This is a genomic window from Aestuariivivens sp. NBU2969, from assembly GCF_019931125.1.
Taxonomy (GTDB): domain Bacteria; phylum Bacteroidota; class Bacteroidia; order Flavobacteriales; family Flavobacteriaceae; genus Aestuariivivens; species Aestuariivivens marinum.
Window position 1 is genome coordinate 72,344 of sequence record NZ_JAIOUU010000001.1, and the last position, 15,265, is coordinate 87,608.

Annotated in this window: 10 protein-coding genes; 7 read left to right on the forward strand and 3 right to left on the reverse strand. The window is 34.3% G+C overall.

The window, feature by feature from the left end:
- Positions 1 to 401: 401 nt before the first annotated feature.
- Positions 402 to 1,967, forward strand: coding sequence for an NAD(P)H-hydrate dehydratase (locus K7G79_RS00360; RefSeq protein WP_223548081.1), 1,566 nt, complete (start codon positions 402 to 404; stop codon positions 1,965 to 1,967).
- Between the two features lie 56 nt (positions 1,968 to 2,023).
- On the opposite strand, the gene K7G79_RS00365 is transcribed toward K7G79_RS00360, so the two are convergent.
- Positions 2,024 to 3,394 (reverse strand): TlpA disulfide reductase family protein, encoded by a 1,371-nt coding sequence (locus K7G79_RS00365; protein ID WP_223548083.1) that lies wholly within the window; start codon positions 3,392 to 3,394, stop codon positions 2,024 to 2,026.
- A gap of 517 nt (positions 3,395 to 3,911) precedes the next feature.
- Between K7G79_RS00365 and K7G79_RS00370 the strand changes: the two genes are divergently transcribed.
- A complete protein-coding gene (locus tag K7G79_RS00370; protein ID WP_223548085.1) occupies positions 3,912 to 7,136 on the forward strand; it encodes a T9SS type A sorting domain-containing protein in 3,225 nt (1,074 codons plus the stop codon).
- A 74-nt stretch (positions 7,137 to 7,210) separates the two neighbouring features.
- Here K7G79_RS00370 and K7G79_RS00375 read toward each other — a convergent pair whose 3' ends face one another.
- Positions 7,211 to 8,047: a T9SS-dependent choice-of-anchor J family protein gene (locus K7G79_RS00375; protein WP_223548087.1), complete on the reverse strand. Its 837-nt coding sequence runs from the start codon at positions 8,045 to 8,047 to the stop codon at positions 7,211 to 7,213.
- Positions 8,048 to 9,267: 1,220 nt separating this feature from the next.
- Between K7G79_RS00375 and K7G79_RS00380 the strand changes: the two genes are divergently transcribed.
- From K7G79_RS00380 to K7G79_RS00390, 3 genes are all read left to right on the forward strand, one after another.
- Entirely contained in the window at positions 9,268 to 10,821 is a 1,554-nt protein-coding gene (locus K7G79_RS00380; protein WP_223548089.1) for a DEAD/DEAH box helicase, read from the forward strand.
- Positions 10,822 to 11,243: 422 nt separating this feature from the next.
- Positions 11,244 to 12,161, forward strand: coding sequence for an EamA family transporter (locus K7G79_RS00385; protein WP_223548091.1), 918 nt, complete (start codon positions 11,244 to 11,246; stop codon positions 12,159 to 12,161).
- A 117-nt stretch (positions 12,162 to 12,278) separates the two neighbouring features.
- Complete coding sequence (locus K7G79_RS00390; protein WP_223548093.1) at positions 12,279 to 13,328, forward strand: glycosyltransferase family 9 protein; 1,050 nt, start codon at positions 12,279 to 12,281, stop codon at positions 13,326 to 13,328.
- Here the strand turns inward: K7G79_RS00390 and K7G79_RS00395 are convergent.
- Positions 13,325 to 13,597 carry a hypothetical protein gene (locus K7G79_RS00395; protein WP_223548094.1) on the reverse strand — a complete coding sequence of 91 codons (273 nt, stop codon included), beginning with the start codon at positions 13,595 to 13,597 and terminating at the stop codon, positions 13,325 to 13,327. The two genes, K7G79_RS00390 and K7G79_RS00395, sit on opposite strands and share 4 nt — an antisense overlap.
- 242 nt (positions 13,598 to 13,839) lie before the next feature.
- Between K7G79_RS00395 and K7G79_RS00400 the strand changes: the two genes are divergently transcribed.
- Positions 13,840 to 14,385, forward strand: coding sequence for a DUF4251 domain-containing protein (locus K7G79_RS00400; RefSeq protein ID WP_223548095.1), 546 nt, complete (start codon positions 13,840 to 13,842; stop codon positions 14,383 to 14,385).
- A gap of 191 nt (positions 14,386 to 14,576) precedes the next feature.
- On the forward strand, positions 14,577 to 15,206 hold the full coding sequence (locus tag K7G79_RS00405) for a hypothetical protein (protein ID WP_223548097.1): 630 nt from the start codon (positions 14,577 to 14,579) through the stop codon (positions 15,204 to 15,206).
- The last annotated feature ends 59 nt before the right edge of the window (positions 15,207 to 15,265 follow it).

Here is a 15,265-nt window from a genome sequence, read left to right on the forward strand (position 1 = left end):
CCCCAAGGGGTTGTAATAGTTGTAGTAGTACCAAAAATTGGGGTTGTACCTTTGGATAAAACGGTATTGTAAAAGCTTATATTTTGGACTAAAAGATTCATTGTACGTATTTAAAGTACAATCCAAAAGTATTATTTTTAACCCAATAAAAAAATTTATCATTATTTTTTATAATATTCTTATCCTGTTTTTAATTTATTAAAATATATAAGGATATTTTGTTGAAGTATTGAAGAATTGTCAACGGGAAGATGCTATGGATGTGCGGATTTGTAGATGTGCGGATTTGAAGATGTGTAAATGTGCGGATTTGTGGATAAGCACATAACCTTATAACTTTTTAACCTTATAATTGTTTAACCTTATAACTTTTTAACCTTATAATTGTTTAGCTCAACGCCATGAAACTATTTTCAAAGGAACAGATATATGAGGGGGATAGGTTGACCATAGAGCGTCAAAATATATCCTCTACCGATTTGATGGAGCGTGCCGGTACCCAAATATTTAATTGGATGCATTTACGTATGCAAGGGGCTCAAGTGCCTATCCATATTTTTTGTGGTATAGGCAATAACGGTGGAGATGGTCTGGTTTTTGGCAGGCATTTAATTACTCATGGATATAACGTAAAAATCTATATAGTTAATTGTAGTGATAAACGCTCAAAGGATTTTTTGGTTAATTACGATCGTATAAAAACAGTTACCAAACATTGGCCTGTGCTTTTAAGTTGTAAAGAGGATTTTCCAGAAATCCATCCAGACGACATTATTGTTGATGCTATTTTTGGGGTTGGATTAAATAGACCGGTTAGTGATTGGGTTAAGGCATTGTTTCAGCATTTTAGAAACACCAAGGCGTTTACATTGTCTATAGATATACCTTCGGGGCTATACATGGGAAAAGCGGTGGAAGATAAAGAAGCTGTAGTTTATGCAGGGTATACCTTAAGCTTTGCATCTCCAAAATTGGAATTCTTTTTACCCGAAACGGCTCAATATACGGTGCAATGGGAAGTATTGGATATTGGTTTGGATCAGGAGTTTTTACAAACCACAGCAACCGATACGGAACTCATTGGAAAACACGAAGCCATTACCGTGTATAGGCCTCGGGATAAATTTGCCCATAAAGGGGATTTTGGACATAGTTTAATTATTGGAGGTAGCCATGGAAAAATAGGAGCAGTAACGTTGGCCAGTAGGGCGGCGCTGTCTATAGGATCAGGTTTGGTTACGGCTTATGTACCTAAATGTGGGTATACGGTATTACAATCGGCTTTTCCGGAAGCTATGGTGATTACCGATGCCGATGAGGAAAAGATCACTTCCATTCAATTTAAAATAGAACCCACGGTTATAGGGTTTGGCATAGGTGCGGGGACAGATGCTAAAACCATAGCAGCTTTTGAAACATTTTTAAAATTAAATAAAACACCGTTAGTTATTGACGCAGATGGCATAAACATTCTATCAAAAAAGAAAAGCTTGCTTAAATTTTTACCAAAGCAAACCATTTTGACGCCGCATCCAAAGGAGTTGGAAGGTTTAATTGGACAATGGACAGACGATTTTGACAAACTAAGTAAGGTCAAGGCTTTTTCAAAAAAGTACCATTGCATTATTGTTATTAAAGGCGCCCATACCATTACGGTATTTCAAGATAAACTTCACATAAACACGACTGGAAATCCAGGATTGGCAACAGCAGGCAGTGGCGATGTGCTCACAGGAATTATTACTGGGTTAGTTTCCCAAGGCTATGACCCATTGACAGCTACTGTCTTTGGAGTGTATTTGCATGGTAAATCGGCTGACATTGCTGTAGAGGATTTTGGATACCAAACCTTAATAGCCAGTCATGTAATAGACTATTTAGGTGAAGCATTCCTAGACCTATTTAAACAACCGGAGCAACCCAACCCCGATGAGGAACAAGCCGAACGAACTGAAGAAGAACAATAAAAAAGCCACTGCACTTATAAAAATGCAGTGGCTTAATATAAAGTAAGGCGTATTACTTATATTTTATACTCGTCAAATAAGTTAATCAACTCTGGACTAGAAGGTCTTGGGGCATTAGCATTAATGATATTGCCTTCGGTGTCAATTAAAATAAAACGAGGAATACCTTGAATTAAATAATCCTTTACAAACTTAGAGTTCCAATCGTTATCAGCGAATAATTGAATCCCTTTCAATTCTTTATCGGCTACCATGGCTTTCCATTTCTCGTGATCTCTAGCTCTATCTATGGAAATGCTAACGAACTCAATATTCTTCCCGTGATATTTCTCTTCTACCTCTTTTAAGAACGGGATCTCGGCCTTACAGGGGCCACACCAAGTTGCCCAAACATCTATATACACATATTTGCCTTTTAAATCATCTAGAGAAGTAGTACCGCCTGCATAGTTTTCATAATCCACAAATTTAGGCGACGGACTCCCCTTGGCAACTGCTTTTAGTTTATTATAGCTTTCGGTTATTTTTTCTTTATCTGCTTCATTGGTAGAATTAGCCATAAAAAGATCATAAAACGCTTGTAAGTCGCTTGTATATGTTATGCCATTTTGTGCAAGCTGAAATAATAGATTATTTTTTATAGTTTCACTTTCAATATTAGCTACAGTTTTTAAAAAAGCAATGTCTTGTTTTATGGAATCGGATTCCGCCAGTTTGCTTGCTTCATCTCTATAATGGGCGGTAACTAAGCCTTTATAGTTTTCAGAGAAATTAAAGTCCTCTTCATTATTGTAATTGATATCGTCCAACTCACTTAAAAAACTTTCAGAAACTTCAACATCTTGTTTTTTAGCGTAATAAGAATGATATGGTTTGTACTTGTTCAAGGTGGCTAGATAGGCGTAGTTTATATTCCTTTTTTCTAAGGCTTTATAGTCTTCAGAAATACCTTCAAGAGATGCAAGATATGCAGTTAGTGAATCCTTAATTGTATTGGCCGTTTGTTTGTAGTCATCGGCTTCTAAAAGGTAAAAGTTGTCACCTTGAAGCTTTTGTTCAATATTGCGTTTATCGTGAAGATAATTGGTAATTTCTGCTCCTACACCACTGATGCTTAAGCTGTTTTTATAATTTTTAGCATCGTAGCTTACAGTAAAGTCATTACCAGTGCTAACATGTATTAATGTAGGGTTTTTACCATCGTATAACATATAATTGGCAGTAGCTAATCGCAAGGTATCCTTAAAAGTACCGTCTTCTGAAACATTTATAGTATCGGTAAGTTTTCTGTCCATACTATTTATGGTAAGAACACCACCTTCGTAATTGGAAATTTTTCCAGAAAGAACGGCATAGTCTTTAGGGGTTTGTTTTTTACAGCTCATGGCTAAAATCAATAGGCCAGAAAGTATGAGTGCTTTTTGCATTTTTGAGTTATTTTAAAAGTTTAAAGCGCTAAAATAGTGATTTCAAGAACCGCTATGCCGTTTTTAATGATTAATTAACATATTGGGTAGGGTGGATAAAACTATTTTAAATTGGCGTTTAAAAAAAAGTTGGTCATCATAGGTTTTTATTGTGATTTTTTTATCAAATACTATAAATTACTGATAATCGATTAAAAAATACCAATAGTCTAAAAAGCGAAAAAAAAATGTGTAGATAATCTAAAAATTTAAGTCGATAATCTAAAAGTTGTCTTTTCCAGTTGTGGGAGCTTTAGATTTGTTATAACTTTGATCTACCCTCATATCTACATTTTTTGCGCTTTTCACTACTTTTTTTATTGTAGAGCATACTTGATTAATAGCAGTTTTAAGTAGCCCTCGACTTACCAAAAATTTAGCAATGTGCTAGCGCTTTTTGTTTTATCTCAAAGCTTTAGTGATTGTCATGTCTTATTTATGTTAACATCATTTATTAATTAAACAAAATGTTATGTTAATGTACAATTTTACCCAATTTTATTCACGAATGATACGCTGTTGCTTTAGTCTTAGTGGTATCTTTTTAAAAAGTATAATGGGCTTAGGCTTGGTTATGCTTTTTTTGTTGTCTGTTAATGACATACAGGCACAAGTGGTTCCTTGTATTGACGGTAATACCGTTGAATGGGGGTCTCCCTTATTAGAAACAGAACCAACTTATAAGTATGTAGCTGATGTAAGGGAAGGCAATCAAGATAATGCTTGGCACACGGGTGCAAAAGATATTATTGATTACGGACCAGATGGCAACCAATGGACCTATACTTCTGTATTATCTAAAGGTGATATCATGAATGCTGCAGCAGTGGTATTAACTGGTATTACAACAGATGAAGATTGTAGTGCCACTTTTGAGTATTCAGAAGATCGTACTTACCTGTTTTTTGCAGGAGACAGAGAATCCAACAATGGAGTTGCCCAGATTGGATTTTGGTTTTATTTGGATGGTTCAGCACCAGTTGAAGTTAATGGTGATAAATACCTAGAACCTAAACATGCCATCGGGGACTTATTGATTATGAGTGACTTTAGTTCTGGAGGTAGATTTGCAACCGTTACTGTATTACAATGGGTAGATCCAAATGGAGTTACAGGTAATTATTCTGAAGATCAACATTTTGATAAATTACCATTGGATACACAAGTTGCAATTAATAATGATGGTAATCCAGATGTTCCAACGCCTTGGGCAGGTAATGTTAAGCCTGGTCAAACCACTTATGATTATAATGAATTTTACGAAGGTGTTGTAGATTTAACAGATGTATTTGATCTAAATCAAAATCCTGAGGCCATATGTGGTGCAGGATGGTTATTAGAAACAAGATCATCTAAGGAAATAACAGCTAAACTTAAAGACTTTACAGGAGGCCAATTCAATTTAGAACCAACGGCTACAGTTAATAGCCCAACAGTATGTGTTGAAGATGCTGCGACATTAGAAGCAACCGTTTTTCAAGGAGCTATTGAAATTTTGAATCCTGAAGGGGATGGATATACTTTTCAATGGTGGAAAGGGGATCCAGAAAATGGAGGTGTGCTTTTAGCTGATGTTGACACAGCAACAGATGAATATGTTATATACCCAACAGCGTTAAGTGATGCTGGCGATTATTATGTAATAGTGTTTAGCCCTCAAGGATGTGAATCCGAAGGTTCGGCATTTGGAACACTAGCATTTTATCCGATAACCGATGTAATGGCAAATAATGCTTCAATTGCTTGTGATGAAGATTCTGTGCAACTTACTGCAAGTCCAGAAGGAGGAGTTTGGAGCGATACTAATGGTTATGTTATCCCAACCGGTTTATTTACTTCTCCTGGTGTTGCAGGAAACTATGATGTAACGTATACCTATGAAGATGAAAATGGATGTATTAATAGTGATGGTGCTGTTGTTTCTGTTGAAGTAGATAATGAACCTCCGACAATAGATTGTGTTGCAGATAAAACTATTGAGTGCGATGCTGAAATTATTTGGGATGCACCGACTGCTAATGATAATTGTAGTACTCCTACTGTGACAGTTCTAAGTACTGTTGATAATTTGGATGAATGTGGACTTGGTACTATTACAAGAACTTGGCAAGCTGAAGATGAAGTAGGTTTAAAGGCTACTTGTTCGCAGATCATCACTATCAAAGATGATACGGCACCAGAGTTAAGCGTACCACAGGATATTACATTTGATTGTGTTATGGGCGATGCCGGAATGGCAACCGCTACCGATAACTGTGATGCAGACCCAGAGGTTACTTACAGTGATGAGGGTACATTAGACGCCTGCGGATTAGGAGTTATCACCAGAACCTGGAAAGCTGAGGATTGTGCAGGTAACATGACTACAGGCGTACAGATCATCACTATCAAAGATGATACGGCACCAGAGTTAAGCGTACCACAGGATATTACATTTGATTGTGTTATGGGCGATGCCGGAATGGCAACCGCTACCGATAACTGTGATGCAGACCCAGAGGTTACTTACAGTGATGAGGGTACATTAGACGCCTGCGGATTAGGAGTTATCACCAGAACCTGGAAAGCTGAGGATTGTGCAGGTAACATGACTACAGGCGTACAGATCATCACTATCAAAGATGATGAAGCTCCGGTAATTATTCCACTAGAAGATGGCTATGTATGTAATGGCGATGTGCCAGAATATTTGGAAACCACTTGGAGTGATAATTGTGGTGATGGTGGTACGCTAATGGCCTACGCTAGCATGATTGGTATTAATGAATGTTCAGCAACTTATGAGTATGTATTCAATGTATCTGATTGTGCAGGTAATGCCGCCCAAACAGTAACGGTTGAGTATATAAAAGAATGGGACAAAATCGGTGAATGCGAAACAGCTTTCGCTAAAGCAGATACAGGATCCGAATGCTTTATCCCAGACTTTAAGCGTTGGGGTTGGACCAATTATTTTGAATGTGAAGGTACTTATGAAATGCCATTATATGCCGGAGCAGCACATTGCGATGTGACTAAAGGAACTCATGTTGGTACCGTTACCGTAAACTACTCTAGTGGTATGGTGGAAGTAACTTATGAGATAGATGATGAAGATAGTGCAGATGGAATTGGATATGTAATGACCGAAGCACATGTGTATGTAGGTTGTGAACCCTATCCAAAAAATAATGGAGTAAATACAGTGGCACCAGGGCAGTATCCGTTTAATCCAACAAGCTTGGGTAATGTTAGAACCTATACGGTTAAGGTTACTGATGTGACAGGTCCAATATATGTTATTGCTCATGCAGTGACATGTGAAGTGCTATGTATGTGCTCTCTTTCTGAAAGTGATTTGTTGTCAAATAATGAAGGCGAAATGGTTTCATTTGAAGGCGGATTTACTTGTGAAGGAGGTGGTTCTTGTGAACAAGCAAAAGTAGCTTCAACTAAAGACGTTGACTTTACTGCCTATCCAGTACCATTCGATCAGGAAGTGAATATTAAGTATTCATTTGATTACGATACCGATGTTAATATTGAAGTATTCGATATGAAAGGGGCGTTAATCAGAAAAGCTGAGAATACGCAATATATTAAAGGCACTGTGGAAACCACGAAGTTGGATCTTTCAAGGATGGATAACCAAATGTTCTTTGTAAGACTATCAACTAATAAAGGTACTGCTGTTAAGAAAATAGTATCTTCAAGTCCACAATAATTAATTATTAATATGATAACTAAAACAAGAGCGACCATTGGTCGCTCTTGTTTTTGGTTATTCTAAATACAGAACTAATATTTCATAACTTTAAAAGTCTGATAATTGTTCTCAACCTTAACTTTAACAATATAAACACCTTTATTCAAGTTTGATAAATCAACTGATTCTTTTGTTTGGCTTAAATTTTTATTTAATACAAGTTTGCCCAGAATATCATATAACTGAATGTTTTCCAGATTACTGTTATTTTCAATAATTAGTGTACTAGAATCTTTGTTGTAATAATGTTTGAAATTAAAATCATTGAATTCTTCATTACTCAATAAAGATGTACTAATTGAAACATCATCTAAATTTAGAATAAACTGTGATCCAGAAATATTTTCATGTCTAAAAGCAAGATAAACCATATTTCCAGCTAAGGATGAAATATCTAAGTTTCTAGTAACAAATACGCCAGCAGCACCGACTTCATCAGCATACTCACTAATTTTCACGGGACTAGAAGTAAAATCTGATATCTGATTTCCGGTTGCAGCATACATAGTATAATATTCATGAGCAAATGAGGCATTTTCCCCTCTAATCTTCCAAGTAACTTCAATATTATCACTGGTATTAAAACCAGTTAGATCTATGGCATGAGAATATACCCAATTGTCTGGGTCTAAATTTCCTTGAGAAGAACTCCATGATCTGGAAGTTAAACATTTGTACCCACCATATGTGGCACCATATTCTCTCCAGTACCAATTGTTTCCATCACCGTCTTCGTCAGAAACATTCCAACAAACACCAATTACCGAAGAATCATCAAAAGTTTCTGTAACAGGTAATGTATCATCACATTGAGCAATTAACGAGTAATTTGCACCGCTAATACAAATTAATAGTAATAATCTTTTCATAATCAAGTAGGTTAAATTCTAGGTAAAGTTATAAAATATTGGTATTTAAACGAATAAAAATGATTTTTATCGATAAAATGTGTTTATTTGTAAGATAAAGAATACATTTTAATGTATTTCATCGATAATTAAAGTCAGATATACGACAAAGGCTAACATTTGGATATTAGTTTTTTAAATTTTTATAAATAAAAGCACAGTTATTTTGAACAGGGACATTGTAAATAATTCCTCTTAGTACATGATAAAAATTAAAATTAACCCAAGTATCAGTCTGGGTCTTTCAACTTCGATCAAGATAACATAAAGTCGAGGCATTGAAAATGCTGCCTTGAGAAGCATTTCGACTGCGCTCAATGTGACATTTTCGTGTACTAAATCCCATTTTAAAGAAACCGTCACTGCGAATGGAGTGTAACGGAATGTTGCAGTCTCCTCTTATATTAGAGATTGCTTCGTTGCCCTTTAGGCGTCTCGCAAAGACGGATTAGTGAAATTTGTTCTGCATTCTCCTTTTTTATGGACAATCAATGCATGAAATAATTCCCATATAGTTAGTGTATGGCTTAAGTATGGATAGTGTATGGGGAGTGTATGGTATTAGTGCAATTTATTTTTATAAGACTGAGATAAACCCCGATCTATTACAAGTAATATCCTCGTAAGCCTAGATTTCTTTAGCTTGGTTTACCCTGAGCGCAGTCGAAGGGTATTTATCAATGGAAAAGTAGGGAACAAATAACTAGGTACTCAATAGTTCCTTTAAATCTTTTCACTATCAAATAGCAGTCTAATTAATTGGAAAATTGAGCTTAATATAGAATCTAAATACTTCCCGTTTTACATTTTGACAATATATCAGTAATGTAATTGCATGATCTTAATCTTCATAATAAAATTGAATATTGCTTATTAGTAATAAGTTGCGTTCTGTCATTCAGAACGAAGCAAAGCGTAGTGAAGAATCTTTTGATTTTCAAAGAGATTCCTCCTTTTGTCGGAATGACAAAATCTAATTTTACTGCATTATAGCATATTCAGTATATTCCATATTAGAATGATTTGACTTAAAATATTACTGATTCACAACAAAAAGTGGTATAAAAAGGAGTATTATTTGGCTAAAGATGAAATTTAATTAGGCTCTTAAATAATTTTACTTCCATTCATTCTTTAAAAACCTTTTAAAGGTGTTATTTTTGCACATTACAATTTTATTTATGGGTGTTTCAACATTTGAACTAGAAGAACGCAAAACGGGTAAGGATTTATACAGTTACCAGAAGGGAGCAATAAATAAAATTTTTAAGGCTTTTGAAGAGTCTCCTAAAGACTATCACTTGTTATACCAATTACCCACTGGAGGCGGAAAGACGGTAATTTTTTCTGAGATTGTTAGGCAATACCTAAAGCATCATAATAAAAAGGTTTTGGTGATGACCCACCGTATTGAGCTTTGCAAACAAACCTCTAAAATGCTTACTGAGTTTGGAGTGGTTAATAAAGTGGTAGACAGTAAGGCCGATCTTAGTGATCAAGGTGAGTATAGTTGTTTTGTTGCCATGGTTGAAACCCTTAACAACCGTTTGAATGACGATAAACTGGATATCTCCGATATTGGATTAGTGATTATTGACGAGGCACATTATAACTCGTTTACCAAATTATTTAAATTCTTTAGCCAATCTTTTATTTTAGGTGTTACAGCAACACCCTTAAGCTCTAGTATCGAACTGCCCATGACCGATAATTACGACGAGCTTATAGTTGGCGAAAGTATTGAGTCTTTAATACAAAATGGCTTTTTGTCACGTGCAGAAATGTACTCTTATAATGTTGGGTTAACCTCCTTGGTTGTTGGAGCCAATGGGGACTACACCGTTAAATCATCGGAAGATTTATATACAGCTGACGATATGTTATCAAAGCTTATACAGGCTTACGAAGAGCGTTCAAAAGGCAAGAAGACCTTAATTTTCAACAATGGTATCAACACCTCATTGTACGTTTACGAAACCTTTAGAAGGGCAGGATACAAAATTGCACACCTCGATAACACCAATACCAAAAAGGAACGGGCCACGATCTTAAAATGGTTTAAAAACACCCCGGACGCCATTTTAACGTCAGTAAGTATTTTAACAACAGGGTTTGATGAACCAACTGTTGAAAGTATTATTTTAAACAGGGCAACAAAGTCTTTAACGCTTTACTACCAGATGATTGGTAGAGGGTCGAGGGTATTAAAGAACAAAAACACGTTTACGGTGGTAGATTTAGGAAATAATTTCCATCGTTTCGGCCCTTGGGGAGATAATCTGGATTGGCAACGCATCTTTAAGTCACCAAATTACTATTTAGATTCCCTTTTAAGTGACGAAGAGCTTGAAAGTAACTTCAGATATGAAATGCCAGATGAGTTGCGCGCTGAGTTTTCAAATTCTGAAGAGGTGTATTTCGATGTCCAAAAAACCTATGTAGATTGTATTAGAAAGGGTAAATCATCAAAAGCAGTATTAGAGCTATCCATAGAACAGCATGCTAAAATTTGTGTAGAAAACAGTGAAGATGTATACGACGCGATTGCTTTGGCTAAAAAGTTAGGGGATGATATTGACTTTAGAATAGGTAGGTATACAAAATGTATTAGTAAGAGTACCTTTAATTTTGTGGAATGGCTTAAAGGGGATTACCGAAAAAAATTGAATGCCTATTTGCGGTTAAATTTCGATGATGTTTTTGAAATGGTTCATGGTTATGCACCAAAAGACTAATTAAATCAAAAATGAAAGTTTAGACGAAATACTTTCTTAATATACTTCAGCCAAAAAGGGTTTCTATAAATAATAGATTTTACAATTACCACTTATATTTTTGGGTATAAATAATATCTAAAGAATAGAATTCAACCTTAAAAAATAAGCGTACTTTTACCAAGTAAAATTTTATGTGTTAATTATATTGTTTTTCAATGGTTACACGTAAACTTTGATGATTAAAATTTGAATATCCGTTATTAGTAATAATTTACATTCTGTCATTCAGAACGAGCAGAGCGTAGTGAAGAATCTTTAGATTATCACATAGATTCTTCCTTTTGTTGGAATGACAAAACCCAATATTATTGCATTATGACACATTACAGATATTCAAAGCATTTTGGTTTCATTATAATTTTTTTATTTGATTTTTTTATATGGAAGTATCTCGTAAAACAGTTAGCATAGTATTAGCATTTTTTGCTATTTATGTTATTTGGGGTTCAACGTATCTTTTGAATAAAATAGCAGTTGCTGAATTGCCTCCATTTAAATTGGCTGCTATAAGGTTTCTTGTAGCTGGTATTTTTATTTTTATAATAGCTAAAATGCTCAAGGTTAATATATCCATCACCAGAGCTCAGCTTAAAAATACCATTATAGCAGGGTTTTTATTTTTAACTTTTGGTAATGGGGTGGTAGTATGGGCACTTAAATTTGTTGACAGTGGTTTTACGGCTTTGGAAATATCGGCACAACCTTTAGTGGTTCTTATTTTAATGTGGTTGCTACAGGGTAAAAAAATATCGGCTATGTCTTTTATAGGTGTGGTTTTAGGTTGTGTTGGAATATACCTTCTGGTTAGCCAGAAAGAACTAATAAGTCAAGAAAACCAAATTATAGGGATGCTCATGATTTTTGTTTGTATGATTAGTTGGGCATATGGAAGTTTATTTGTGGGTAAAGCCAATTTGCCCTCAAATTACTTTGTTAATACTGGTTATCAAATGCTAACAGGAGGTATTATGTTGGTAATAGCCAGTTTGTGTTTTGGAGAAACTTGGACGTGGCCATCAGTATGGAGTACAAATGTACAATGGTCCATGCTTGGGCTTATAGTATTTGGTAGTATCATTGCTTTTACAGCCTTCAATTATTTGCTTAAAGTGGTTTCACCAGAAAAAGTATCAACCAATACCTATGTCAATCCAATAATTGCGATGATTCTGGGCTGGTGGATTTTAGATGAACAAATTACTCTTCAGTCCATTATTGCGGCAGTTATTTTACTTACAGGAGTATATTTCATCAATTCTAAACGTGTACTTACTAAACCAAGGGGTATAGGTAGGTAAAGAAAACATGTACTTTATAGAGCGTATTTATCAATATGTTGGGACTGTAAATGTTTGCTGCCTAGTGACATCTTTGTACTTTTGCAAGCTAAAACAACCCTCTTTTTAATAACTAAAATGACCTTTAAAAGACAAATTAACAGCATAAGAAGGCGCATGATGCAGGGCATAACCAAAAATATTGGAAGCTCATATAAAGCGCCTCAATCGGGATTTTTAAAAATTGAAGATATAAAAAAAGTGCTTATTGTAAGGCCTAATCACCGTTTGGGAAATCAATTATTGTTAACGCCGCTAGTACAAGAGGTTGTGAATACATTTCCTAATTGTAAAATAGATTTATTTGTAAAAGGTGGAGTAGCCTATCCAGTATTTCAAAATTATAATCAAATTGAACATATTATTCAGTTACCAAAGAAGCCTTTTAGCAATCTTTTAAAATATATTGCTAAATGGTTTGGTTTAAGGCGTAGACGTTACGATTTAGTAATTAATGCAGATAAAAACTCGTCTTCTGGCCGGTTGCTTACTCAATTTAGTAATGCTAGGTTTAAGGTTTTTGGTGAGGTCCATGAAGATATTCAAAAAGAATATCCTGATTATCAGCATATATCTAAATATCCAGTCTATAATTTGAGGCGTTATTTAAATTTGTCTGGTTTTGAAAAAACCACTAGTAATGTGCCTTTTTTAGATATTAAATTAAATGATGAAGAAATTGCTAATGGCAAAAAGATACTTAATGAACTAATTAAGAACGATAAAAAAACCATTTGTATTTATACCAATGCCACAGGGGCAAAATGTTATTCTGAAATGTGGTGGGAAGCATTTTACAATAGGCTGTTAAAGGAATATCCAAATTATAATATTGTTGAAATGTTGCCAATAGAAAATATTTCAAAGATTAATTTTAGGGCACCACATTTTTATAGTAAGGATATTAGGGAAATGGGAGCTATTATAAAAAACACCTCTATTTTTATCGCTGCCGATAATGGGGTTATGCATTTGGCAAGTGCTTCGTTAACTCCAACCATTGGATTCTTTTCAGTAACCAATCCACTAGTATATGCACCTTACGGAAATAGGAGTAAGGCCTTTAATACCAATGAAACTAATATAGACGATTGGATTAATGCAGTAAGCGATATGCTAATTAATTAAGCACTTTTGTTACGGTTAAAGGTTACACTGTCTTTAATATGTAATAAGTGATTAACAATAGCAGCCAATTCAAATTGAAGATATTGCTTGTTTTTCTTACTAAAGTTAGCAATCTCATGGGCATATAAAATTTCATAACCTTTTTTAACAGAGATAAAATAGCAATCGTCATCTGCATTTAGCTTTACAGAACTTTTGTAGTTGCTTTCAAGTAATAACCAATAAGACAAACTGTTGATTTGATTGAATAAAGAAAAATTGGTATCCATAATGATAGGTTTTTATGATTTGGTATTTTAAAGCTATTTCAAGATGTTTTTGAAAACAAAATTTATTGATAGACGACTTTAAATTTCGTTAAATAGTTGACTTTATGTTTTTTATCCCGTTGTTTACGTATTTTATCGATATCTGTAATATAATTTTTTAAAAGTCAATCGCTCTGTTGTTTATGGGGCACTAAAATCTTCTATATTTTGTAAATTAGATTTCTTTTAAAGATTTTAAATAAATGAAACTTCCGTTAACATATATATTCATTGTTGTTATTATAATGTTTTCATGTTCGGCATCAAAACACGTAACAGATGAACAAAAAAGAGCTATGGAGATGCTATTGGAAAGCAGACAATTTAAAATTGAATCAAATTGGGCCTATCCTCAAGTTACCAATGCAGTACAACAAGTTATGAATTCTGGTCTATTACAACCAGGGAGCAACTCAAGCGGCATTAACTTAATTGGTAATATTAATTTTTTAAAACTATCAAATGATAGTATTAGCTCTTATTTGCCTTTTTTTGGTGAACGTACAATGCTGGCTGGATATGGCTCAAATGATGATGGGGTAATTAAACTTGAGGGGGTTATTAAAAATTATAAGTCTACACATAACAAGGATGGCAGTTACAGCATCAACTTTGATGCAAAAGATGGGATAGAAGGATACAATGTGTTTTTAAGGGTATTCCCTAACCAAAAAACAGATTTATTACTTAACGGATCATTTAGATTACCAATTAGGTATTCTGGAATTATTAAGACAGTTGCAGAATAGTCATTTATATTGTATTTGAATACAAATAGATTAGGTTAAAAAACCATTTTATCCGACGAACGAAAACCACTATTTTGACCATAATTAGGGATTTGTTCATTTCATCGTGTATTTTTAGAGTTCATGTGATTTTTTAGGTGTTAACGCATTGAAATATATAGTTTTAATGAACAATTGTAAATGTGTTTACCATGAAAAAACAGATAGTCCTAATATGTTTTATAGTTGTATTAAGTTTAACAAATAAGTTTTTTGCCCAGGAAACTTCAGGGGATAAAAAAGAGAGTCCGCTTTATGATTATTCCGAAAAGCAATTGAACAATACAGATACTATTCCAAGTTTTAAAGATCAAGAAAACAAACTAAAAATCACGGGTACTATTTACTACAACGATGGTATTACTCCTGCCAAGGATGTTGTTTTATACATTTATCAGCCTAGTGAAGAAGGCCACTTTAAAACCAATAAGGAGAATGGAAAAAAGTATGTTGAGCATAGGGGTTGGGTAAAAACGGATGAAGACGGTCGTTATACATTTTATACCTTTATACCAGGAGCACCTTATGTACCACTTACATATCCCCGTACTTTGGGTATGAAGCAAATACTTCCTGTAATAAAAGAGCCTGGTAAGCCAGAATATGATTTCGATGCATTTATTTTTGATGATGATCCAGCAATTTCTAGTCGTTGTAGAAAAAAATTGGATCGTATTGGATATAAAGGAATACTTAAACTAGAAAAACAGGGGAATATGTACGTAGCTACAAAGGATATTGTTTTAAACACTGGTTCTGCAATGATTATAGCTTCTTTATAAATTACTTTTTTAATATAAAGGCTTAATTCAAAAAATTAAAGTGCATTTTCCTTAAATTT

Coding starts and splice junctions, on each gene's coding strand:
- K7G79_RS00360 (WP_223548081.1), top strand. CDS start 402: ATGAAACTATTTTCAAAGGAACAGATATATGAGGGGGATAGGTTGACC.
- K7G79_RS00365 (WP_223548083.1), bottom strand. CDS start 3,394: ATGCAAAAAGCACTCATACTTTCTGGCCTATTGATTTTAGCCATGAGC.
- K7G79_RS00370 (WP_223548085.1), top strand. CDS start 3,912: ATGTACAATTTTACCCAATTTTATTCACGAATGATACGCTGTTGCTTT.
- K7G79_RS00375 (WP_223548087.1), bottom strand. CDS start 8,047: ATGAAAAGATTATTACTATTAATTTGTATTAGCGGTGCAAATTACTCG.
- K7G79_RS00380 (WP_223548089.1), top strand. CDS start 9,268: ATGGGTGTTTCAACATTTGAACTAGAAGAACGCAAAACGGGTAAGGAT.
- K7G79_RS00385 (WP_223548091.1), top strand. CDS start 11,244: ATGGAAGTATCTCGTAAAACAGTTAGCATAGTATTAGCATTTTTTGCT.
- K7G79_RS00390 (WP_223548093.1), top strand. CDS start 12,279: ATGACCTTTAAAAGACAAATTAACAGCATAAGAAGGCGCATGATGCAG.
- K7G79_RS00395 (WP_223548094.1), bottom strand. CDS start 13,597: ATGGATACCAATTTTTCTTTATTCAATCAAATCAACAGTTTGTCTTAT.
- K7G79_RS00400 (WP_223548095.1), top strand. CDS start 13,840: ATGAAACTTCCGTTAACATATATATTCATTGTTGTTATTATAATGTTT.
- K7G79_RS00405 (WP_223548097.1), top strand. CDS start 14,577: ATGAAAAAACAGATAGTCCTAATATGTTTTATAGTTGTATTAAGTTTA.